19 protein-coding genes are annotated in these 23281 nt (G+C 31.7%); 9 read left to right on the forward strand and 10 right to left on the reverse strand.

Translation table 11 applies throughout. The annotated features are described in order from the left end of the window. Genes C7D97_RS02110 through C7D97_RS02120 form a run of 3 tightly spaced genes read left to right on the forward strand, consistent with a single transcriptional unit; the run spans position 1 to position 3528 of the window. Positions 1-1683: a ribonuclease J gene (locus C7D97_RS02110; RefSeq protein ID WP_105300485.1), complete on the forward strand. Its 1683-nt coding sequence runs from the start codon at positions 1-3 to the stop codon at positions 1681-1683. Beyond that, on the forward strand, positions 1667-2302 hold the full coding sequence (locus tag C7D97_RS02115; RefSeq protein WP_105300486.1) for an O-methyltransferase: 636 nt from the start codon (positions 1667-1669) through the stop codon (positions 2300-2302). Before C7D97_RS02110 ends, C7D97_RS02115 begins: the two co-directional genes overlap by 17 nt. Then, the gene (locus tag C7D97_RS02120; RefSeq protein WP_105300487.1) at positions 2299-3528 is read left to right on the forward strand and encodes a peptidase U32 family protein; all 1230 of its coding nucleotides are present in this window, start codon (positions 2299-2301) and stop codon (positions 3526-3528) included. The genes C7D97_RS02115 and C7D97_RS02120 overlap by 4 nt, the downstream gene beginning before the upstream one ends. A 51-nt stretch (positions 3529-3579) precedes the next feature. Here the strand turns inward: C7D97_RS02120 and C7D97_RS02125 are convergent, their stop codons facing one another. Continuing rightward, the gene (locus C7D97_RS02125; RefSeq protein ID WP_015777875.1) at positions 3580-3813 is read right to left on the reverse strand and encodes a hypothetical protein; all 234 of its coding nucleotides are present in this window, start codon (positions 3811-3813) and stop codon (positions 3580-3582) included. 68 nt (positions 3814-3881) lie between these two features. Next, positions 3882-5102 (reverse strand): peptidase T, encoded by a 1221-nt coding sequence (gene pepT, locus C7D97_RS02130; protein WP_105300488.1) that lies wholly within the window; start codon positions 5100-5102, stop codon positions 3882-3884. An 85-nt stretch (positions 5103-5187) separates the two neighbouring features. Between pepT and dut the strand changes: the two genes are divergently transcribed. The 6 genes from dut to C7D97_RS02160 all read left to right on the forward strand — a co-directional run bounded on the left by dut (position 5188) and on the right by C7D97_RS02160 (position 12947). Further along, positions 5188-5622, forward strand: a complete 435-nt coding sequence (gene dut, locus C7D97_RS02135) for a dUTP diphosphatase (RefSeq protein WP_105300489.1) — start codon at positions 5188-5190, stop codon at positions 5620-5622. Continuing rightward, a complete protein-coding gene (locus tag C7D97_RS02140) occupies positions 5619-6155 on the forward strand; it encodes a hypothetical protein (protein ID WP_240308882.1) in 537 nt (178 codons plus the stop codon). Before dut ends, C7D97_RS02140 begins: the two co-directional genes overlap by 4 nt. Before the next feature lie 143 nt (positions 6156-6298). Continuing rightward, on the forward strand, positions 6299-8905 hold the full coding sequence (gene mutS, locus C7D97_RS02145; protein WP_105300490.1) for a DNA mismatch repair protein MutS: 2607 nt from the start codon (positions 6299-6301) through the stop codon (positions 8903-8905). Beyond that, on the forward strand, positions 8905-10743 hold the full coding sequence (gene mutL / locus C7D97_RS02150) for a DNA mismatch repair endonuclease MutL (protein WP_105300491.1): 1839 nt from the start codon (positions 8905-8907) through the stop codon (positions 10741-10743). Before mutS ends, mutL begins: the two co-directional genes overlap by 1 nt. After that, positions 10733-11680 carry a tRNA (adenosine(37)-N6)-dimethylallyltransferase MiaA gene (gene miaA / locus C7D97_RS02155; protein WP_105301843.1) on the forward strand — a complete coding sequence of 316 codons (948 nt, stop codon included), beginning with the start codon at positions 10733-10735 and terminating at the stop codon, positions 11678-11680. Before mutL ends, miaA begins: the two co-directional genes overlap by 11 nt. Further along, positions 11670-12947 carry a methionine gamma-lyase family protein gene (locus C7D97_RS02160; protein ID WP_105300492.1) on the forward strand — a complete coding sequence of 426 codons (1278 nt, stop codon included), beginning with the start codon at positions 11670-11672 and terminating at the stop codon, positions 12945-12947. The genes miaA and C7D97_RS02160 overlap by 11 nt, the downstream gene beginning before the upstream one ends. An 84-nt stretch (positions 12948-13031) precedes the next feature. Here C7D97_RS02160 and C7D97_RS02165 read toward each other — a convergent pair whose 3' ends face one another. From C7D97_RS02165 to priA, 8 genes are all read right to left on the reverse strand, one after another. Beyond that, positions 13032-14021 (reverse strand): tyrosine recombinase XerC, encoded by a 990-nt coding sequence (locus C7D97_RS02165; protein WP_105300493.1) that lies wholly within the window; start codon positions 14019-14021, stop codon positions 13032-13034. A 757-nt stretch (positions 14022-14778) separates the two neighbouring features. Further along, positions 14779-16320 carry a ribonuclease Y gene (gene rny / locus C7D97_RS02170; protein ID WP_420807424.1) on the reverse strand — a complete coding sequence of 514 codons (1542 nt, stop codon included), beginning with the start codon at positions 16318-16320 and terminating at the stop codon, positions 14779-14781. A gap of 116 nt (positions 16321-16436) precedes the next feature. Beyond that, positions 16437-16964: a serine O-acetyltransferase EpsC gene (epsC, locus tag C7D97_RS02175; protein ID WP_105300495.1), complete on the reverse strand. Its 528-nt coding sequence runs from the start codon at positions 16962-16964 to the stop codon at positions 16437-16439. Continuing rightward, positions 16951-17868, reverse strand: coding sequence for a cysteine synthase A (gene cysK / locus C7D97_RS02180; protein WP_105300496.1), 918 nt, complete (start codon positions 17866-17868; stop codon positions 16951-16953). The genes epsC and cysK overlap by 14 nt, the downstream gene beginning before the upstream one ends. 202 nt (positions 17869-18070) lie before the next feature. Further along, on the reverse strand, positions 18071-18736 hold the full coding sequence (tsf, locus tag C7D97_RS02185; RefSeq protein WP_105300497.1) for a translation elongation factor Ts: 666 nt from the start codon (positions 18734-18736) through the stop codon (positions 18071-18073). A 10-nt stretch (positions 18737-18746) separates the two neighbouring features. After that, positions 18747-19589 (reverse strand): 30S ribosomal protein S2, encoded by an 843-nt coding sequence (rpsB, locus tag C7D97_RS02190; protein WP_105301844.1) that lies wholly within the window; start codon positions 19587-19589, stop codon positions 18747-18749. 133 nt (positions 19590-19722) lie between these two features. Continuing rightward, on the reverse strand, positions 19723-20898 hold the full coding sequence (ftsY, locus tag C7D97_RS02195) for a signal recognition particle-docking protein FtsY (RefSeq protein ID WP_105300498.1): 1176 nt from the start codon (positions 20896-20898) through the stop codon (positions 19723-19725). Between the two features lie 9 nt (positions 20899-20907). Next, on the reverse strand, positions 20908-23280 hold the full coding sequence (gene priA / locus C7D97_RS02200) for a primosomal protein N' (RefSeq protein WP_105300499.1): 2373 nt from the start codon (positions 23278-23280) through the stop codon (positions 20908-20910). Between the last annotated feature and the right edge of the window lies 1 nt (position 23281).

Here is a 23281-nt window from a genome sequence, read left to right on the forward strand (position 1 = left end):
ATGCAAAATGACAAAAAATTAAGAATAATCCCTCTTGGAGGATTACAAGAAGTAGGTAAAAACTGTACATTGGTAGAATATGGAAATGACATGATTATGATAGATTGCGGATTGACCTTTCCTGATGCAGAGATGCTAGGGGTTGATATCGTAATTCCTGATTTTACTTATGTTGAAGAAAATAAAAACAAACTAAGAGGAATATTTGTAACACATGGCCACGAAGACCATATTGGAGCTATACCTTATTTTCTAAAAAACATTGATACCAATGTATATTGCTCAAAATTAACTAAGGGTTTATTAGAAAATAAATTTAAAGAGCACGGACTAAATCCTAACAAAATCAAGATGGTAAATGTAAATAATACTGTCAAAGTTGGATCATTGAGTGCTGAATTTATTAGAGTAAGCCATTCTATACCTGACGCTTGTTCTATAGCTGTTAAGTCTCCAGTTGGAACAGTCATATTTACCGGGGACTTCAAGATGGACTTTACCCCAATTGATAATGACCCAACTGACATCCAAAGACTTGCAGAATTAGGACGAAAGGGAGTATTAGCCCTATTTGCTGATAGTACAAACGTTGAAAGAGAAGGATACTCCCTAAGCGAGAAAACTGTTGGAGATACCTTTATTCAAATATTTGGAAGAGCTAAGTCAAGAATAATCGTTGCAACATTTGCATCAAACCTTCATAGGGTCCAACAAATAATTTATGCTGCAGAAAGATATAATAAGAAAGTTGCCCTATCTGGTAGGTCTATGCTTAATAACGTAAGAATCGCTAGTGAATTAGGATATCTAAAAATTAAAAGCAATACCCTAATAGATATGAAAAATATCAAAAACTACGCTGACGATGAGATTGTTGTTCTTTCAACAGGCACCCAAGGTGAGCCTCTATCAGCACTTACTAGAATGGCTAATAGAGAACATAAACAAATAAATCTAAATGAAACAGATACGGTGATCCTATCATCTTCAGCGATTCCTGGCAATGAGATGGCAATTAATAATACTATAAACAATCTAACAAAAATAGGGTGTAAGATTATTTATTCATCTCTTGCTAAAGTACATGCTTCAGGACACGCTTGCCAAGAAGAGATTAAATTGATGTATCAATTAGTTACACCAAAATACCTTATTCCAGCCCACGGTGAAGTAAGGCAATTACAAAAACATGCCGAAATAGCTGAAGATATGGGTCAGCCTAAGGAAAATATCTTGATTGGTAAAAACGGTGATGTTTATGAATTTACAAAAAAACATGGATCAATCAATGGTAGAGTTCAAGCTGGAAATATCCTAGTAGACGGTTCTGGAATCGGTGATGTTGGTAATATCGTTCTAAAGGATAGAAAACACTTATCTGAAGATGGGTTAGTTGTAGTTTCAATTACCTTTGATAAACATACCCAACAATTACTAGCTGGACCAGATATTGTTTCACGTGGTTTTGTTTATGTGAAAGAAAATCAAGATATCATAGAAAATGCTAAGGATGTAGTATTAAGATCAATTAAGAAATGTGCAGATAAAGAAATTCGAGCTATAAGTCAGATTAAATACAAGATTAGAGAGGATTTGAAATCTTATATTTACAATGAATTAGGCCGTGATCCTATGATACTACCAGTTATATCAGAGTTAGAGAGTAATGAATCGTATAAATAATGAATATATCTCATCATTTATTGAAGATATAATTATAGATTATGATTTCCTTGAGCTTAGAAAGTTTGCTGAAAAAGAAAATGTCCCTATTATGAAACTAGAATCTAAAGAATTTCTTAAAAGCTTGCTTGCTATTAAAAGACCAAAGTCAATACTGGAAATAGGGACAGCTATTGGCTATTCATCTTTAGTATTTGATAAGTATTCTGATGCTAAAATTACTACAATAGAGTTATCAGAACATATGGCTCATATCGCTCAGGAAAATTTTAATAAATATAATGTAGATATAAATTTAATAAATGATGACGCAGAAAAAGCCTTGACTAAATTGAATCAAGGCTTTGATTTTGTTTTTATAGATGCAAATAAAGCTAATTACAAATTCTATTTTGACTATGTAGATAAAAATCTCCTTAATGATGGAGGAGTAATTGTAGCAGATAATATTTTGTTTAGAGGCGAAGTTTGTAATGATGATTTGGTTGAGAAAAGGAAGATTACAATAGTAAAAAGACTTAGGAATTTCCTAGCATATATTACTTTAAGAGATGATTTCAAGACATCTATTATACCTATAGGAGATGGAATAAGTATTAGTATTAAGGAGGAAAAGTGAAAGATAAAAAAGTAGAGTTATTAGCTCCCGCAGGGGATATGGAAAGATTAAAATCAGCAATTAAGTTCGGAGCAAATGCAGTCTTTCTTGCAGGAGACAGTTTTGGCTTAAGAGCTAATGCCAAAAATTTTGACAAAGAAGAGCTAAAGAAGGCTGTGGAATATGCTCATGAGAATAATGTAAGAGTCCATGTTACAATGAATATTTTGCCTCATGATGAAGATATGACAGGACTTGTTGAATATCTAGAGTATCTAGATTCTATAGAGGTAGATGCATTAATAATTTCTGATCCAGGAATTTTTGCACTAGCAAAAGAGCACACTAATGTTGATCTTCATATTAGTACTCAAGCTTCTGTTACAAACACTGCTACCGTTAAATTTTGGCATGATATGGGTGCTAAAAGAGTTATACTAGCTAGAGAGTTATCTTTTGAAGAAATAAAAGAAATAAAGAAAAATGCTCCTAAGGACATGGAGATAGAATGTTTCGTTCATGGTGCAATGTGTATATCATACTCAGGTAGATGCCTGCTTTCTAACTATATGACAGGAAGAGATGCTAATAGGGGAGATTGTGCTCAATCATGCAGATGGAAATACTCTATCCAAGAAGAAACAAGGCCAGGTGAGTATTACCCAATTGAAGAAGACGGCAAGGGTGGTACCTTTATAATGAACTCCAAGGACCTTTGTCTTTTAGATGAAATTGATAAACTTATAGAAGCAGGCGTAGATAGCTTTAAAATCGAAGGAAGGATGAAAACAGCCTTTTATGTGGCAACAGTAATTAGAAGCTATAGACAGGCTATTGATGCTTATTATGAGGGTAAGTTCAATAAGGATGTAGCTAAAAAATATTATGATGAGCTTACTAAGGCAAGTCATAGACATTTTACTAAGGGATTTTTCTATAAAAAGCCTGACAGCAATGATCAAATATATGAAAATTCTTCCTATATAAGAAATTACGACTTCATTGGAGTAGTATTAGATTATGATAAGGAAAATAAAATTGCAACAATTGAGCAAAGAAATAGATTTTTCTTAAATGATGAGATAGAGATATTCTCAAACTCTCCTGACTTTTACGAATTTAAAATTGACAATATGAAAAACTCTAAAGGAGAGGACATAGAAGTTGCAAATAAACCAAAAGAGAAGATTATGATTAAGATTGATCTTCCTCTTGAAAAAGGTGACATGCTTAGAAGAAAAATTTAAGATTAGTAATTTAAAAACCCAGGCTTTTCACCTGGGTTTATGTAATATTTTCTAGTCTTCTGAAGGATTCTCAGAAAAATCAGCTCTTGTTCTACGTGATTCTGCACCAACGTTTGAGTTTTCATCAGCTTCATCGCTAATGCTTCTAAGATTTTCTTGGTCAGGGCCTAGTTTTTTGTCTAATGATTCTCCACCAGTTTCTTTGTTTTCTTCCCTAACTTTTTTGTCAAGTTCGGCATTTCCTCTGTATTGGTTTTCATTAGATACTTTTTTGTCGTTTGTCATATAAATCTCCTTTTATATATTCAAATTTCCTTACATTTATATTATAACAGATTTCTAAAAAAATTTCATTAATTATCGTTTGCAATTAGCTTAATTATTTCTATTACAGTTTCGCTAGCTTTTTTCATATGCTCTATCGGTATGATTTCATAGACTCCATGATAGTTCATACCACCGGTAAATATATTTGGAGTTGGTAGATCCATGAATGAAAGTTTGGACCCATCTGTACCCCCTCTAATTGGCTCAATGATTGGTTTTATCCCAAGATTTTCCATTGCTGTCTTGGCATAATCAACAATCTTCATGTTTTTCTCAATTATTTCACCCATATTATAGTAAGAATCTGAAATATCTATACTAATATAATCTCCGTATTTTTTATTTAAATAAGAAGCATTATCGGAAAACTCTTTTTTCATAGCTTCAAATTTATTTCTATCATGTTCCCTAATTATATATTCCATTTTGGTATTTTCTATGTCACCATTAATACTTAATAGATGGAAAAATCCTTCGTAGCCTTCAGTATGCTCCGGTCTTCTTACATCACCTAGTAAACTATCAAATTCGCGAGCGATACTAATTGAATTTACCATGGTGTTTTTTGCAGAACCTGGGTGGATTGATTTTCCTTTTATATTTACTAGACCACTGGCTGCATTAAAAGACTCATATTCTAATTCTCCTAGATACCCACCGTCAACTGTATAGGCAAAGTCTGCTCCGAAAGATTCTACATCAAAAGTATCGCATCCTGTTCCAATTTCCTCATCAGGAGTAAAGGCTATCATAACATCTCCATGCTCTATATCAGGATTATTTACAAAGTATTCAACCGCATTCATGATTGAAGCTATACCGCTCTTATCATCAGCTCCCAATAAGCTTTCTCCCCTAGTAGTGATTAGTGTTAGGCCTTTGAGTTTATCTAGAATTGGAAACTCACTAACTTTAATAGATCTATTGCTATTAAGTTTAATATCTCCGCCTTCATATTTAATCATTTGAGGATTTTCAATCTTACCATACATCTCAGGTGATGTATCCATATGGGATAAGAAACCTACTACAGGTATTTTTTTATCAGTATTTGAGGCTAATTTAGCAAAGACAAAGCCTTCTTCATTTATACTAGCTTCTAGTCCCAATTCCTCTAGTTCTTTTTTAAGTTCTTTTGCAAGTACAAGTTGACCTGGAGTTGATGGCTTTTGAGTTTTTCCCAACTCTGGGTCACTTTTTGTATCAAAAGAAATATACTTAAGAAATCTTTTCGTTATATTATCCATAATTCACCTTCCTTCTTTTTTATTATACTCTTATGATTGTAAAAATAAGGAAAATTGGTATATTAATTAAGGAAAAGGTGGGATTATGAATAATAAAAAACTCAAAATGATTGTTGAAGATAAGGTTCCAGCATATGGCACTAGCCATGCTGCTGGTATTGATTTATACTCGTACACAAAAGAAGATATTGAAGTTAAACCAGGAGAAACGGTGAAGATTCATACTGGGGTTAAAGTAGAAATTCCTGAAGGCTATTTTGGAGGAGTTTATCCAAGATCATCAACTGGAGTGAAAAAACAATTGATGCTTGCAAACACCATTGGGGTAATTGACTCCGATTATAGGGGCGAAATAATGGTGTTTTTCTATAATTATGGTAATGAGACACAAGTTATTAAAAACGGTGATAGACTGGCTCAGTTAGTTATTCAGCCTTACTTAAAATGTGATATAGAACTTGTAGATAGCCTAGAAGATTCTGCTAGAGGAGAGGATGGATTCGGTTCTACCGGTAGATGATGAGAAGAGATGCACTTAAAAGATTTAAAAAGAATAAATATAATATTTATTTAGCTTTGATAGGATTTGTTGTCTTATTACTTATATTTTTCTTCGTAAAAAATAAAATATCTGATTATAATTTAAAAAAACATGATAATGAAATTGTAATTATAAAAGATAGTGAGAATAATCAACATTCTTATACTCTAAAAGAAATTAGAAAGTTAAAATCTGTTAAGAAAAAAGTTAAACTTGAAAAGGGCTTAGAGGAAGTAGAGTTAACTGGAGTAGCTTTGGAGAAGCTCTTAGGCGATTTAGGATATAAATTAGAAGAATCACCAGATCTAATAATAGAAGACTCAGATGGTAATTATACTACATATCCAATGTCTGTAGCCCTAGAAGTAGATAGGGTTCTCTTAGTATATAAGATAAATAACAAGCCAAATCAGGATTATGACGATGCTATGGGAGCTCTCTCATTAATAGATACTAATAGTGACAGTAAAGATGATTGGATTAAGGATGTAAAAGTTTTAAACATTAAATAATAAGGCTATTGCAAATTAAAATCTACTGGTAAAACCTACGTAATTCATTAAGACTTAAACAAAGCCTTAAAGATTATAGTAAGTTAGTAGATTAATTTTGCAGTAGTCTCATTTTATTTATGGATTAATAAAAAGGAGTCAAAATGAAAAACAATTTTAAATATGATAAACTTACTCCTATGTTAAAACACTACGTGGACGTTAAAAATGATTTCAAAGATGCTATACTCTTATATAGGGTAGGAGATTTTTATGAGGCTTTCTTTGATGATGCAATAATGACTAGCAAAGCTCTTTCTCTTACGCTGACTGGCAAAGAGTGTGGTCACGAAAAGAAAGCTCCTATGTGTGGTGTCCCACATCATGTGATAGATAATTATGCCTTTAAACTAGTAAAACAAGGCTATAAAGTGGCTTTGTGTGATCAAGTAGAAGACCCAAAAGAAGCTAAAGGACTCGTCAAAAGGGCTATAACTCGTGTTATAACTCCAGGCACAATTACTGATATGGAGTCCTTAGATAATAGAAAAAATAATTATCTCCTCTCAATATTTCAAAACGATTATGGTCTATCAATTAGCTATTGTGATATTTCAACTGGGAAGCTCGTAAGCTTTGAAATAAAAGGATTAAGCTCTTCTATAGGGAAAAAAGCAATAGATCAGATAGAGAAAATTAACCCATCAGAAATTCTAATTAACTCTGATTTTAATGATCAAAGCTTAAGAAGATATTTTCAGGATGAAGAAATATTTGTAAATTATATACAAAATCCTAAAGATTATATGAATAGGGCAAGTCTTATAAGAGATCATTTGGGAGATGATAATCTTAAAAAGATTGAAAATATGAGACTATCTATTCTTTCTCTTGCAAATCTTCTTGATTATATCTATAAATATCATAAGGATAATTTAGTCCATATTAATAACATTGAGATTATTGAAATAAATGATTACATGGAGCTTGAAGCAAGTACAAGGAAAAACTTAGAATTAAGTAAGAATTTAAACAATAATACTAAGGAAAATTCGCTATTAAGTATAATTGACAAGGCTGATACAGTTATGGGTTCTAGGATGATTAGCGAGTATCTAGAAAGACCTCTAATAGACAAAAGGAAGATAGAGAGAAGGTTAGATATTGTAGAAGTCCTATTTAATGATAGAATTCTTGCTAGTAACATTTCAAATCTATTGTCAGATGTCTATGATCTTGAAAGACTTATAGCTAAGATATCTTATAAGAGAGCAAATGGACGTGACTTTATATCACTGAAGAATTCTATTGCTAACATTCCTCAGCTAAAGGATATATTAAGATCTTATTCAGATACAAATATCAGTAATATAGGTGAAAACATACCAGATGTTAGTGATATATTTAATTTGATAGATAAGGCTATAGTGGAAGATCCACCTATTGCTATAAGCGAAGGTGGCATAATTAAAGACTCATATAACGATGAACTTGATAAACTTAAAGAGTCATCCTCTAGTGCACAAAGTGCTTTGATAGAATATGAAAATAAGGAAAGAGAAAAAACTGGTATTAAAAACTATAAGATAGTTTTTAATAAAAATAATGGATATTCTATCGAGATAACTAAATCAAACTTAGACAAAGTTCCGGATTCTTATGTAAGAAAACAAACACTAAAAAATCAGGAGAGATATACAACCGAAAAGTTAGAAGAAATATCTAGTTTGATTTTAGGTGGTAAGGATAAGATAAACGACTTAGAATATAAAATATTTCAAGATATTCGCGAAAAAGTTTTAAGAAATACCATCAAGCTTCAAGCTTTAGCTAAGATTCTCGCTACGGTCGATACCTTAAATACCTTTGCCAAGATTTCTTTAGAAAACTCTTATGTCAGACCAGTAATTCGTGAAGATAATATAATAAAAATTAAAGATGGAAGACATCCTGTTATAGAAAGAAAGCTCAAAGAAAATGAATTTATCCCTAATGATACTGATATAGGAGAGGAGAATAATTTAATCCAGATTATAACAGGACCTAATATGGCAGGCAAATCCACCTATATGAGACAAATGGCAATAATTATAATTCTTGCACAAATGGGATGCTTTGTACCAGCATCTCTAGCAGAAATCTCAATCTGTGATCAAGTTTTTACTAGGATTGGTGCAAGTGATAATATTTCAAAAGGTGAATCTACTTTTATGCTTGAGATGAATGAAGTAAGTAGTATTCTTAAAAATTCTACAGAACATTCTTTCGTTATCCTAGATGAAGTGGGTAGGGGGACTTCTTCTGATGACGGATTAAGCATAGCTATGGCGATTGTCGAATATCTTAGCAAGAGAAAAAAAGTAAAGACAGTTTTTGCTACACACTTTCATGAGCTTACTATACTTGAAAACGAGCTAGATAATGTTAAGAATCTTAAGATTGAAATATTAGAAGAGAATAATAATTTAGTTTTTTTAAGAAAGATAAGCGAAGGAAAGTCTGATAGATCATATGGAATAGAAGTAGCTAAATTAAGTGGTCTCCCTGATGAAATAATCGACAATGCCAAAATAATTATGGATAAGCTTTCAACAGATGATTTCTATGATCTTGATAAGAAAAAGGAAATATCGACTTCTTTGGAGGAGATTTCTGATCAAAAACTAGAAGAAGTTAAGATAGAGGCATCAAATATTGATATAAATAATTTGACTCCAATGGAAGCAATTAATTCTTTAAGCAATTTATTAAATAAGATTGGTGAACTTTGATGACTATACTAAAACTAGATGATAAAACAATTGAAAAAATTGCTGCTGGAGAAGTAATAGAATCACCAGTATCTATTGTAAAAGAACTAGCAGAAAATTCTATAGATGCAGGTGCTGATAGTATAACAGTTGAGATTAAAAATGGTGGCAAGACTTATATAAGAGTCACAGATAATGGATCAGGTATAAGTAATGATGAAATCGAGCTTGCTTTTAGTAAGCACGCTACATCTAAAATTCGTGACTTCAATGATTTATACGATATCTACTCCCTAGGCTTTAGGGGTGAAGCCTTGGCTAGTATTGTAAGTGTCAGTGAAGTAACTGCAATAAGCAAAACAAAAGATGAACTAGTAGGAAGTAAAATTAATTTTAATAATGGTGAGAAAACTCTTACAAGTATTGCTACAAATGTGGGCACCAGTATTATAGTGAAAGATTTATTTAGAGATATTCCTGTCAGAAGGAGATTTCTTAAGTCAGATATTGTTGAATCTAATCATATAAGCAAACTTATGTATGCCATAGCAATTGGATACCCTGAAATCTCATTTAAGTTTATCAAAAACGAAAATATTGAATTTTCTACAATAAAAAATGAAGATTTGAAAATGAGAATAGCTAAACTTTTAGATGATAAGTTAGAGGAACATCTAATAAAAATTTCTGATAACAACGACATCTATCATCTAGAAGGATTTATATCTAATAATAATTATTACAGGGGAAATAGGTCTTTGCAATATATTTATATTAACAATAGACTTGTTGAAAGTGAATTGATAAGAGATAGGATAGAGATGGCATACAGGGGAAATATACCAAATGGTAGATTTCCGGTTTTCTTTATATATATAAAGACAAATCCCAAAAATATAGATATTAATGTCCATCCAAATAAAAGAGTGATTAAGTTTTCTTATGAAGACCAATTGATTAATCTTATAGATTCAAGCATTAGTAGGTATATAAATGCTTCTAATGGAGTAAAAGAAGTAAGTATCGAAGAAAATAATAAGAATGATCTAATGGATTTTTCTGATTATTCTCAAATACTAAATAACTATAATAGTAGTAAATCTCTTGTAAGAGAAAGTTCATTTGACAATTTGTATGAATCTGAAAATAATGATTCTAACATAGAAGAAGAATCTAAAAACTTTTTTGATAGTAATACAGACATAAGTTTTAAGGAAGAATCAAACTACAAAGAATGTCTACTAAATAACAATAGTGGGCTAGAAGAAGAAATCGAAGAAAATAGTTTCATTGAAGATTTTGAATATCTTAACTATAAGTGTTCAATATTTGCTAGGTATTCTATATTTGAAAGAAAAGATAAACTTTTCATACTAGATCATAGGAGAGCTAGCGAAAAGATTAATTTTAGTAGATTCTTAAATCAATTTGAAAATAAAACTATGGATGAACAAATTCTTTTAAATCCATTAATAATTAACTTGAATAAATTTGATATTGATAGGTTCATTGAAAAGAAAGATTTAATAAAGAGATTGGGATTCGATGCGGAAATAATTGGGGATAGGTCTATAATAATTAGATCAGTTCCTTTCATCTTTTCTGTACCTGAAGATGATAAGTTCTTCTATGACTTATTAGACCTTGATTACAGCAAGGATACAGACTATTTGTATAAAAAACTTAAGAAATTAAATCTCTCTTTATCTTTTAGAAAAGGAGATAAGATAAATGAAGCTGAGGCTTATGAACTTATTGGAAAGATAAAAGAACTGGAAAATCCATATGCAACTTATGACGGGAAAGCAGTTCTTATAGAGATAAATGAAAAAGATGTGGAGAAATATTTTGAAAGATAGATTAATTGTAATAACGGGACCAACAGCGAGTGGTAAAAGCGATATAGCAATTAACTTGGCTAGAAATCTCGACTCAATGATAATATCAGCAGATAGCCAACAAGTATATCGATATATGGATATAGGTACGAATAAGACTCGTGATGTTTTTGAGGTTGATCATTTTATGCTAAATATGGTTGATCCCGATGAGGAATTTTCAGTAGATGATTTCTCTAAGGAAGCAAAGAGTTTAGTAGAGAAAATAAATCAAAATCTTAGAATACCGATAGTAACTGGAGGTACTGGATTTTATATAGATTCATTAATTTATGATATGAATTATGGAAGAGTCGAAAAAAATCAAGCCTATAGAGATGAATTACAAAAATTGGTGGAAGAAAAAGGCAATGAATATCTCTACAAGAAGCTAGAATCACTAGATCCAGAAACTAGCAGGAGATACCACCCCAATGAAGTAAATAGAATTATAAGAGCCCTTGAGATATATAAAGTTAGCGGAGAAGTTCCTTCAAAGATAAGAAAGGGTGAGAGAAAGCTAAACGATAAGCTAGATCCTTTAATTTTCTTTTTAAACTATGATGATAGAGATTTACTATATAATAGAATAAACCAAAGAGTTCTAGATATGCTAAATTCTGGCTTAGTAGATGAAGTTAGAGAATTAATAAAAAGATTTAACCTAGATAATAAGTCTCAGTCTATGTCCGCTATTGGATATAAGGAAGTATTAGACTATCTTAATCACGATATAAACTTAGATGAGATGATTGATTTAATACAAAAAAACACTAGGCATTATGCCAAAAGACAGATAACGTGGATGAAAAAATACTTAAATTATCCATTTACTTATGAAATAAAGATGGATGAGTTAAGTAAAAAAGACGCAAGTGATATAATTTTAAGTATAGTTAAGGAAGTATATGAACTATAAAGAAATAAATGATACATTTAAAATAGATAATAATTTTGACAAAGAAATAAAAGAAATAGAAAAACAATTACAAGATGAATTTTCAAGAATAGATGAAATATCTGAATACAATCAGCTAAAAGTATTAAAGGCATTTAAGCGAAATGATCTTCAAACTTCTGATTTCATGCAATCTACGGGATATGGATATGCGGATACAGGAAGAGATAAGATAGAGGCTATTTTTTCGGATATATTTAAGGCTGAAGATTCCCTGGTACGCCCAAGCATAGTATCTGGCACCCATGCCTTATCAATCGTCTTATTTGCTCTTCTAAAAGCAGGTGATAAGATGGTTGCCATCACAGATGATCCCTACGATACTATGCAACAAGTTATAGGTATTGCTGGTAATAAAAAAGGAAATCTTATTGAAAGAGGAATCAAATATGATAAGCTCGAACTAGATTCAGCTAATAGAATACAATATGCTAAAATAAAGAATCATGTAGATTCTTATACTAAGCTTGTCCTTATTCAAAGATCTACAGGATATACTCAAAGAAGAGCCTTCACTATAGAAGAAATCAAAAAGGCTATAGAATATATAAGAAAGGCTAATCCTAATGCTATAATCTTTGTAGATAATTGTTATGGAGAATTTACCGAAACAAGTGAACCCATTGAGGTTGGAGCTGATATTCTTGCAGGATCTTTAATCAAGAACCTTGGAGGGGGAATAGCTATTACAGGTGGATACATCTGTGGTAAGAAAGATTTAGTAGAGTATTGTGCCAATCACTTAACAGCGCCTGGTATAGGAAAGGATGAAGGCTTAAGTTTTGGTACCAACAGACTTGTAGCAGAAGGCTTATATTTTGCTCCTCACATTGTGAAAGAAGCTATTAAGGTGGCCTTATTATTTGCTCATACATTTAATAACTTATCTTACGAAGTAATACCAAAAATCGATGATCCAAGATCTGATATAGTCCAATCTATAATTCTAGAAGATGCCGAAAAAGTTAAAGTATTTTGTAAGGCAGTCCAAGAAGCTTGTAGTGTAGATTCCAACTTCGTACCAGAAGCCTTTCCAATGCCTGGTTATGAAGATCCTGTAATAATGGCGGCTGGTGGATTTGTTGAAGGTGCTACATCTGAATTATCTGCCGATGGACCATTAAGAGAGCCTTATGTAGTGTATTTACAAGGTGGCTTAAATTATTTTCATGGTAGATTAGCTCTAAAACTTGTACTAGACAGATTTAAAAAAGAAAACTTCATATAAGAAATAAAAAGCGTTTCTATTATAAGGTTTAAGGTATATAGTTATATATAATATCTTCCTTTACTTATCTAGAACGCTTTTATTTTATATGTTAAGATTTGAGAGTGGGTTTTTATTTACGGCTTTTTTAAGATCTTCATCATCAAGGTGGGTATAAATCTGGGTGGTTGAGATACTTTCATGGCCTAAGATATCCTTGAGAGCTCTTATGTCAACATTCCCATATTTATACATGAGCGTTGCAGCCGTGTGCCTTAATTTATGGGTAGAATATACAGAAGTATCAAATCCTGCTTTTTTTAAATACTTATCTATAGTGCTCTGTACTGCTCTATTTGAAATTCTCTTCTTTCTAGTTGAGATAAATAGGGCATCAATCTTTAAATCTTTAATATATTTATTTCTTATTAATATATATTGATCGAGAAGTTCTCTGCAATTATTAGTTAAATAAACAGTTCTTTCTTTATTTCCTTTACCGATAATATTAAAATGGTCGTATATTATATCTTCCATATTGATACTTACTAGTTCCGATAAACGCATACCTGTAGTCAAGAAGGTAAATACTATAGCTAGATCCCTAAATCTAAGAAATTCGTTAGTCTCATTTTTTATAGTATCAAGCAACAACTCAGTCTCATTTAAGGTCAAATAAACAGGTTGTCTTTGGCTTATCTTAGGGTTGGAAAGCTTGTCGCTAATATTTGAATCAATTACTTCTATTTCAGAAAATAAGTACTTATAGAAGGATTTTATAGCTGATATTTTCCTTGATCTAGTGGTGGAAGAATCATTCTTCTCGTTGTCTAAAAAACTAAGAAAAGCATAGAAGTCTTGGAGTGTTAATCCTTCAAAAAATTTAGGATTAACAATTTTATTAATTTCTATATTTTCGAAGTCTTCATTATAATTCTCTTCATTACCATAATATTCTTTCCTTATAATCATATATCTAATCATAAGCATAAGGTCATATCGATACTCTTTGATTGTGTTGGAGGATAGGCCTCTGATTGATTTTAAATAATTTAAATAGTCTGTTATGATAATAGGTTCATTAATTTCTTTCATAAAATCCCTTAATCTAGTAAATTCTTATTCTTACATTTAAATTATACTAGTATTATCTATATTTTCAAATTATTGCACAAAATTACTATTTTGTGCAATAATTTATTTTTATTTCCTATCCTCTGATGTCGCATTTCTCTATAATCAATCAAATCACAAGTGCTTCTTTTAAAATTCCTTTCTATTTATAAGATTTTATTCTGTAGTTAATATTTTTATTTTTACATATGTCTAAGACAGCTTCTAAATTCTTTTTTATAGTTAAGTATTTTAAATAATTGGTCATAAACTCATTAAATTCTATATTTTCTAAACTTAAGATTATTTCCTATTATATTTCGAAATTTATAGATAATAGCTTGCTATTATATCCTTATAATCGAATAAATTTTACTCTTAATATCATATTTACAGTTTTCAATTTTCTGAAGTAAGATCTTAAAAACTAGTAACCAGCTTCTAGCATTAGAGTATAATATCCTCTATTCTAACTTAAACTGAAATTTATAAAATAATTAAATCTTTTTAAAAAATGCCAGCTCGTATTTTGCGATTTAAGGCTTTTAAAAAAATTAGACATATAATAGTATTCCTAAATTCTTATTTAATATATGATTCACGAGATGATACCTTACTTATTACTATAGAAATATCATTTACTTCTACAAAACGATTTATTATAGACCCGAAATATTTAATATAAATATATAAAATAAAAAGACTACCAAATTATTGGTAGTCAGTTAAAATACAATATTTATTTAGCAAAATCAATCACTTTAGACTCTCTTAATACATTAACCTTAATTTCTCCAGGATATTCTAATTCTTCTTCAATTTTCTTTGCAATTTCTCTAGCAATTACAATCATTTCATCGTCGGAAACCTTATTTGGTTTAACCATAATTCTTAGTTCTCTACCAGCTTGTAGAGCAAATGATTTCTCGATTCCATCGAAAGAATTAGCAATTCCTTCAAGATTTTCAAGTCTCTTAACGTATTTTTCTAAGCTTTCACGTCTTGCACCAGGTCTTGCAGCTGATATAGCATCTGCTGTTTGTACCAAAATTGATTCGACACAATTAGGCTCAACTTCGCCATGGTGGGACTCTATGGCATTTATGACATATTTATTCTCGCCATATTTATTCGCCATATCGACACCTAAGCTAACGTGAGTTCCTTCTTGTTCACGATCGATAGCCTTACCGATATCATGGAGCAAGCCACCACGTCTTGCTATTTGTGGATTTGCACCTATTTCTTCAGCAAGCATACCTGCAAGATTTGCTACTTCGACAGAGTGCTTTAGAATATTTTGTCCATAAGATGTCCTAAATTTCATCTTACCGACTAATTTAACTAACTGTGGATGTAAGTTTACAACTCCAGCCTTATCTACAGCCTCTTGTCCATCTTCCATAATTCTCTGTTCTACTTCTTCATCTGCCTTATTGATCATTTCTTCGATTCTTGAAGGGTTTATTCTTCCGTCTTGAATCAATCTTTCAAGAGCAACCTTTGCGACTTCACGTCTTACAGGTTCAAATGAAGATATAACAACAGCTTCTGGTGTATCATCTATTATGAGATCTACGCCTGAAGCCTGTTCAAAAGCTCTTATATTTCTACCTTCACGGCCTATGATTCGGCCTTTCATTTCATCATTCGGTAGAGAAATAACTGAAACTGTATTCTCAGCTACTTGTTCTGCAGCATATCTTTGAATAGTTGTTGCTAGAATATCTGTAGCTATTTTCTTGCTTTCAGCTTTTACTCTTTCCTCAGCTTCTTTTATAAGCTTAGATGATTCATGAATAGTTTCGCTTTTAACATTTTTTAGAATTATTTCTTTTGCTTCATTATTGGTGAGTCCAGCGATGTTTTGTAATTCCAATTGCTGTTCTTCAATCAATTTATCAATTCTGTCTTCTTTTTGTTTTAACTTTTTCTGATCACTAGAGATTTGATCAGACTTTTTGTCAATCAATAAAGATCGATTGTCTAAGCTTTCCTCTTTTTTTAACAGACGTGCTTCTCTCTTATCAAGATCTTTTTTAGTCTGTTTGAACTGCTCTTCATTTTCAGATTTCAATTTAGATATTTCATCTTTAGCTTCAAGAAGAGTTTCTCTCCTTAAGACTTCGGCCTGGTTATTAGCATCTTCGATTATTTTTCTACTGAGTTCTTCAGCTGAACCAATCTTTGCTTCACCAGTTTTCTTACGATAAAGATAGCCAAAATTAAAAGCTAACAATACGAAGGCGACAGCTATGATAAGAATAACGATTGGGTTAATACTTTCAAACATCATATCACCTCCTAATATAGGAATTATTATTCCTATATCATTATACCATAAATTAGATTATATACGAAAAATATAAAACTGTATTTATGAATTTACATTTTATTTTATTTCTTATTTGATATAATTCTAGCAGGTGCTCCAACAGCGGTACAATTATCACCTATGTTAGTTAATACAACTGCATTAGCTCCTACTTTGACATTATCTCCAATTTCAATATTACCCAAAAGAACAGCACCTGCACCTATCATTACATTGTTCCCAATAGTAGGATGTCTTTTAGTTTTTTCGTTTGATACTGCCCCCAATGTTACCCCGTGGTATATAAGACAGTCATCGCCGATTTCGGCTGTTTCACCAATTACTACTCCCATTCCGTGGTCTATGTATAGGCGTTTACCTATTTTTGCTCCAGGATGGATTTCGATTCCTGTCTCCATCCTGGATTTATAGGCAATTTCCATAGCTTCATATAAGTTCCCATCCATAAAGAGCTTATGGGCAGACCAATGGTATAATAAGGCTCTTATTCCTGGTGAAAAGAGGGCAGCTTCCTCCCTGCTTCTGAGTGCTGGATCCCTCTTAATTGCATTCTCGATTAATTCTTCTTTGTATTTTTTATAGTTGTCCATTTTCGTATAATTCAGTAGATAAATATCTCTCACCAGTATCAGGTAGAACTGTAACTACTGATTTACCTTCGCCTAATCTATCAGCTATCTCAATTGCTCCACATACATTTGCTCCTGATGAAATGCCCACTGCAAGCCCCTCATCATTAGCTAAAGTCCTGCTCATCTTGATTGCGTCATCTGATGCTACGTCTACGATTCCATCTACTATTGAAAAATCTAAGTTCTTTGGAATAAAGTTTCCTCCGATACCTTGTATTTTGTGTCCACTAGCCTTACCACCTGAAAGTAATGGGCTTTCTTTTGGTTCAATAGCATAGATTTTTACGTCTTGATTACTTTCTTTTAGTCTTTTACCAACTCCTGTTACTGTTCCACCTGTTCCTACACCTGCTATAAAGGCATCTGGTGTTATTTCTTCAAGGATTTCTGGACCAGTAGTTTCATAATGGGCTTTTATATTAGCAGGATTTGAGAATTGGTCTGGGAAGAAATATCCTTTTTCTTCTGATAATTCTTTTGCCTTATCATATGCTCCTTGTAAAGCATTTTCTGTAGTTCTTATAACTCGAGCTCCATAAGCCATAGCAAGTTTTGCTCTTTCTATACTCATAGAAGCTGGCATAGTTAGGATTAATTTATACCCTTTTGCAGCAGCTAAGGCAGCGAGAGCTACACCAGTATTTCCACTTGTAGGTTCTACAATTGTTCCACCTTCTTTTAATATCCCCTTCTTTTCAGCCTCTTCTATCATATATAAAGCAATTCTATCTTTAATAGAACCTGCAACATTATTTTTTTCTACTTTTACATATATATCTGCTCTTCCATCTTTTTTTAGAGATTCAAGCTTAAGTAAAGGTGTATTACCTATTAATTCTTTAGCATTATTTTTAATTGTCATGGTTATCCTTTCATTTATTACAAATTTCTAACGACATTATGTGTATACCCTTAAATTTAAATACAAAACTTTTTATTAAGTTTAGATTTGCTAATTGATAATAATTATAGAGTACATGTCCCAACGAAGTATAATTTGTACAGAAAAAGACAAACCACATAGACGAGGTTTGTCTTATACTTTAGATGTATATTTATTTTATCTATTTCATTTGGCTTTGAACTTCTTTAGCAAAGTCTTCTTCTTTTTTCTCTAAGCCTTCACCAACTTCGAATCTAGCAAATCTTCTGATTTTGATGTTTTCCCCAACATCGTTTGCTGTGTTTCTAAGGTATTCTTCGATTGTGATGTCAGGATTTTTAACAAATGGTTGATCTAATAGGCATACTTCAGAGAACCATTTTTTCATTCTTCCTTCAACCTTTTTCTCAGCGATCATTTTTTTCTTATCTTCTGGCATATTATCATTTGCCTCGTTGATAGCTTGGTTTACAAGAATATCCTTTTGCTCAGCAACAATTTTTTCATCAGCGTCGTCTTCAGAGATGAATAATGGGCTAACAGCTGCTATGTGCATAGCTATATCTTTAGCGAAATTTTTAACTGTATCAGTGTTTGCAGAGAAGTCAGTTTCTGTGTTGATTTCAACTACAACTCCGATTTTATCGTTATGAATGTAAGATCCGATAACACCTTCAGCAGCAATTCTACCAGATTTCTTATCTAGTGTTGCTTGACCTTTTTCTTTAAGGAGCTTTTGAGCTTGATCGATATCACCGTTAGCTTCTTCTAAAGCTTTTTTACAATCCATCATTCCAGCGCCAGTTCTTTCTCTTAATTCTTTAACTAATTTTGCACTAATTGCCATTGTTATCTCCTTAATTTTCTTCTGATTCGTCTAAATTTTGTGATTTTAATTCTTCTGCAGCTTCTTTTATTTCATCATCAGAAACTTCTTCAACAACTTCTTCTTGATTATCTTCTGATTCACTATCTTCGTTTTCTTCAACGAAATCTTCTTCAGATGCGTCAAATTGGCTTCCTTGGTTAGCTTCTACAACTGCATCAGCCATAACAGATGTTATAAGTTTAACAGCTCTTATAGCGTCATCATTTCCTGGGATAGCAAGATCTACTTCATCTGGGTCACAGTTTGTATCAACTATTGATATTACTGGTATTCCAAGTATTTTAGCTTCATGAACAGCTATTGCTTCTTCCCCTGGATCTACAACAAATAGTAAGTCTGGAAGTTCTTCCATTTCTTTGATACCGCCAAGGTTCTTTTCTAATCTATCCATTTCTTTTTGGTATTGTAGGACTTCTTTTTTAGGTAGAAGATCGAATGTTCCATCTTCTTCCATAGCTTCATATTTTTTAAGCTTGTTTATAGATTGTCTAATTGTCTTGAAGTTTGTAAGCATTCCACCTAACCATCTGTTAGATACGTAGAATTGTCCACTTCTTTTTGCTTCTTGTTCAATAGAATCTTGAGCTTGCTTCTTTGTACCTACAAATAACACTCTACCGCCGTCAGCTACAATATCTCTAACTTGTGCGTAAGCTTCTTCAATTTGAACTGCTGTTTTTTGTAGATCTATTATATAGATTCCATTTCTTTCTGTGAAGATGTATTTTGCCATTTTAGGATTCCATCTTCTAGTTTGGTGACCAAAGTGTACACCTGCTTCTAATAACTTTTTCATTGAAACTACTGCCATAAAATTACCTCCGTTTATTCTTCCATCTTCTTCTGCTGATAATTTAACCAAAAAAGGCAACGAAATTACCATCCAAAGATGTGTTTACTCGTAGTACTTTTTAATGATACCCCTTATTTCTAAGCTTTCAACATTAAAACATAGCTTCTACAAATGTTTTGGAGTCAAATTTCTCTAAATCATTAATTCCTTCGCCAACCCCAATATATTTAACTGGCACTTCAAGCTCCACTTGTAGAGGGAAAATTACTCCTCCCTTAGCTGTTCCATCAAGTTTAGTAAGAATAAGGCCTGATATATCTGTGACATTTTTAAATTCTCTAAGCTGACTTACTGCATTCTGGCCAGTCGTTGCATCAAGAACCAACAGATTATCTCTACTAGCTCCCTTAGCGTGGGTATCTATAGTTTTATTAATTTTTTCTAATTCTTTCATTAGATTTTTCTTGTTATGAAGACGTCCTGCTGTATCACAAATTAATACATCGGCGTTTTTTGCCTTAGCTGATTTTATGGCATCAAATACAACTGCGGATGGGTCAGACCCTTCTTTGTGAGATATCATTTCTATATCAGACTTTTCTGCCCATTCTCCTAATTGTTCTATGGCTGCTGCCCTAAATGTATCAGCAGCTGCAAGTATTACATTCTTCCCTTCTTTTTTGAGATTATTTGCTAGTTTACCTATAGTTGTTGTCTTACCTACTCCATTTACTCCTATTACAAGTATTACTGACAAATTATTATCCTCGATATTTAAATTATTATCCAGATTGTTCTCATCTAGCTTAGATGTCATTATTTCTTTTAATACAGGATAAATCTGGTCAGCTTCTTTGATACTTCTTTTCTTAATCTCATCCATAAGCTCATCTACAATCTCTAAGGTAGAGGTCATTCCTATATCTGCTGATATGAGAATCTCTTCTAATTCATCATACAAGTCATCATCAATTTTGACGTTTCTAGTGAATAGATTTGTAAGTCCTTGGCTAAATTGACTGCGAGTTTTAGTTAAACCTTTTTTTATCTTTGCAAAAAATCCAGTAGCTTCAGCATCATCATCTATTGATTCATTTGTGTTTATCTCTTCTTTATTGATTGTATCAATCTTATCATCAAAACTTTCTAATTCATTGTTGTCTTCTAACTCTTCTTCTAAAGAAAGATCGTGGGATTTATCATATCCCTCTTCTTCTGAAACTTCCTTGTCTTCTATAGGAGATTCGACAACTTCCTCAGTTTCATCTATCTCCTCTTCTTTTCTTATCTCTTCTTTGTTCTTCTTCCTTTTAAAAAAATCAAACATCTTAACTCCTTAATTAATATTTACTGGATTAAGGGCAGGTATAAAACTTGTATCCTTATATTTATTGATATATTTAATCCTTAATGAATTGATAATATCAATAACTTCGCTTAAACCCTTATCATCGACTTTTATTAATATATTATACCTAAACTTATTGTTAATTCTTGCAATTTTACATGGATTGGGTCCTATAAGATCAATACTATTATCTTTTAGTGACTTAGAAATATCTTTATAAAGATTTCTCGAAATATCTATGGCCTTAATTCTTGATTCATTAACTATTCTTATTGTCAAAAGATTTGTATAAGGTGGATAATTAAATGTCTTCCTTAATTTTAGCTCATTTTCATAGAAGGCTTCGTAATCATTGTTCTTTGCAGCCTGAATTACAAAATTATCTGGCCTATATGTTTGAATTACTACTCTACCTTTTATTTTATCTCGACCTGCCCTTCCAGATACTTGAGTTAGCAATTGAAAGGTAGTTTCATTCGCCTTAAAGTCACCCACATTTAGACTTAGGTCAGCTGATATTATTCCTACTAATGATACATTCTTAAAGTCTAAGCCCTTAGCAATCATTTGTGTTCCCAAAAGAATATCGATTTTGTTATCTTTCATATCCCTATACATTTTTTCATATAAGCTTTTATTAGTAGCTGTCATCGAATCCATTCTCAAAATATTAGCACTCGGAAAGAAACGTCTTACTTCTTCTTCTAATTTTTCAGTTCCTGCACCAAATTCTTTGATTTTTTTGGAATGGCATACCGGACAAATTCTAACCTGTTTTTTAGTTCTACCACAATAATGGCAAACTAGCTTATCTACGTTTTTGTGATAAGTCATGGCTACATCACAGGCTTCACATTTTATAACATGGCCACAAGATCTACAAAAGGTAAATGAATCATGTCCAACCTTATTTAGAAATAAGATTGTTTGCTCAGAATTTTTAAGATTATTTTCTATTTCTCTCTGTAAATTTCTAGAAATCATCGAGAAATTAGATTTTTTAAGTTCCTCTCTCATGTCGACAATATCGACGCTAGGCATGTTTTTATTGATTCTATTATTTAGTTTTATTAAATCAAAGTCACCCTTTAATACCCTATCCATAGTCCTTATAGAAGGAGTTGCAGTAGCAAGTATTAGATTACAAGAATGTATTTTTGCTCTTTCAATAGCAATTTCATCTGTATGATATTTCGGATCTTGCGATGATACATATGACTGATCATGCTCTTCATCAATTATGATTATGCCAAGGTTTCTAAAAGGAGCGAATATAGCAGACCTTGCTCCAATGACTATTTTAACTTCACCATTATTAATCATCCTCCATTGATTGAAACGTTCTTTGGGTGTAAGTTTTGAGTGCATAATTGCTATTTTCTCATCAAATCTTCCCTTAAATCTTTCAATTGTTTGTGGAGTTAGAGAAATTTCTGGTACAAGAATGATAGCTTCTTTCCCTTCACTTATTACCTTTTCTACCATCTGTAAGAAAATTTCTGTCTTGCCGCTACCAGTAACTCCATACAAAAGGAAGTGCCCTTTTCTATCATTATTTATAGTATCATAAGCTCTTTGTTGCTCTTCATTTAAGCTAAACTTATTGTATTTGCTGTATAAATTGTTAATTTCTTTTTCTTTTTCCTTTTTAGTTATAGAAATTATACTTTTACTTATGAGAGCATTTAGGCTAGTTCTACCCGCTTTTGTATGAGCAAGTAACTCTTTAACTTCTGTTATGCCATTTTCTTTAAGGTAATTGACAATCTCAATTTGTTTATGTGCTCTTGAATTTATTTTTTCTTCATTAATTTTAGTTAAATCCGCATACTCATCATAGGAAATTTTCTGACTCGTTTTTACATCAAATGTTTCTTTTATCATTTTTTTCTTGATATAGTAATCTAGTTTATCTTTATAATTAGGAAATTTCATCTTCAAGTCTTTTGCTTCCCTTTTCTCATTGAGATAATCAAGAAACTCATTTGAATGATCACTTGTGTTTTGATAATATATGTGGATATCTTTGATTTTAGTTGGAGGCATAACCTGTTTTAGGGCAGCTTGTATAGGAGAAATATATCTTTTGGACATAAAAAAAGCTAAATCCATAAGTTCTTTTGAAATTAGCTTTCTATCATCAACAAGGTCTAGAATCTCTTTAATTTTAAAATCTATATCTGAATCCATCTTATCTACTAGCTCATAGACAAAAGCCACGTAAGTCTTATTTCCTCCACCAAAAGGAACAAGGACCCTCATGGCAATAGATATATCATCAATTAATCTATCAGGGACCTTGTAGGTAAAACTTCTGTCTAAAAATCTGCTATTGGTATCCAAAATTACTTTTGCGTACAAA

Source organism: Anaerococcus marasmi, assembly GCF_900290195.1.
In the GTDB taxonomy this organism is placed as follows: Bacteria; Bacillota; Clostridia; order Tissierellales; family Peptoniphilaceae; genus Anaerococcus; species Anaerococcus marasmi.

Coding starts and splice junctions, on each gene's coding strand:
- C7D97_RS02140 (WP_240308882.1), top strand. CDS start 5,619: ATGATGAGAAGAGATGCACTTAAAAGATTTAAAAAGAATAAATATAAT.
- rpsB (WP_105301844.1), bottom strand. CDS start 19,589: ATGGCAGTAGTTTCAATGAAAAAGTTATTAGAAGCAGGTGTACACTTT.
- C7D97_RS02165 (WP_105300493.1), bottom strand. CDS start 14,021: ATGAAAGAAATTAATGAACCTATTATCATAACAGACTATTTAAATTAT.
- tsf (WP_105300497.1), bottom strand. CDS start 18,736: ATGGCAATTAGTGCAAAATTAGTTAAAGAATTAAGAGAAAGAACTGGC.
- C7D97_RS02125 (WP_015777875.1), bottom strand. CDS start 3,813: ATGACAAACGACAAAAAAGTATCTAATGAAAACCAATACAGAGGAAAT.
- cysK (WP_105300496.1), bottom strand. CDS start 17,868: ATGACAATTAAAAATAATGCTAAAGAATTAATAGGTAATACACCTTTA.
- C7D97_RS02110 (WP_105300485.1), top strand. CDS start 1: ATGCAAAATGACAAAAAATTAAGAATAATCCCTCTTGGAGGATTACAA.
- pepT (WP_105300488.1), bottom strand. CDS start 5,102: ATGGATAATATAACGAAAAGATTTCTTAAGTATATTTCTTTTGATACA.
- mutS (WP_105300490.1), top strand. CDS start 6,299: ATGAAAAACAATTTTAAATATGATAAACTTACTCCTATGTTAAAACAC.
- dut (WP_105300489.1), top strand. CDS start 5,188: ATGAATAATAAAAAACTCAAAATGATTGTTGAAGATAAGGTTCCAGCA.
- epsC (WP_105300495.1), bottom strand. CDS start 16,964: ATGGACAACTATAAAAAATACAAAGAAGAATTAATCGAGAATGCAATT.
- mutL (WP_105300491.1), top strand. CDS start 8,905: ATGACTATACTAAAACTAGATGATAAAACAATTGAAAAAATTGCTGCT.
- ftsY (WP_105300498.1), bottom strand. CDS start 20,898: ATGTTTGATTTTTTTAAAAGGAAGAAGAACAAAGAAGAGATAAGAAAA.
- C7D97_RS02115 (WP_105300486.1), top strand. CDS start 1,667: ATGAATCGTATAAATAATGAATATATCTCATCATTTATTGAAGATATA.
- C7D97_RS02160 (WP_105300492.1), top strand. CDS start 11,670: ATGAACTATAAAGAAATAAATGATACATTTAAAATAGATAATAATTTT.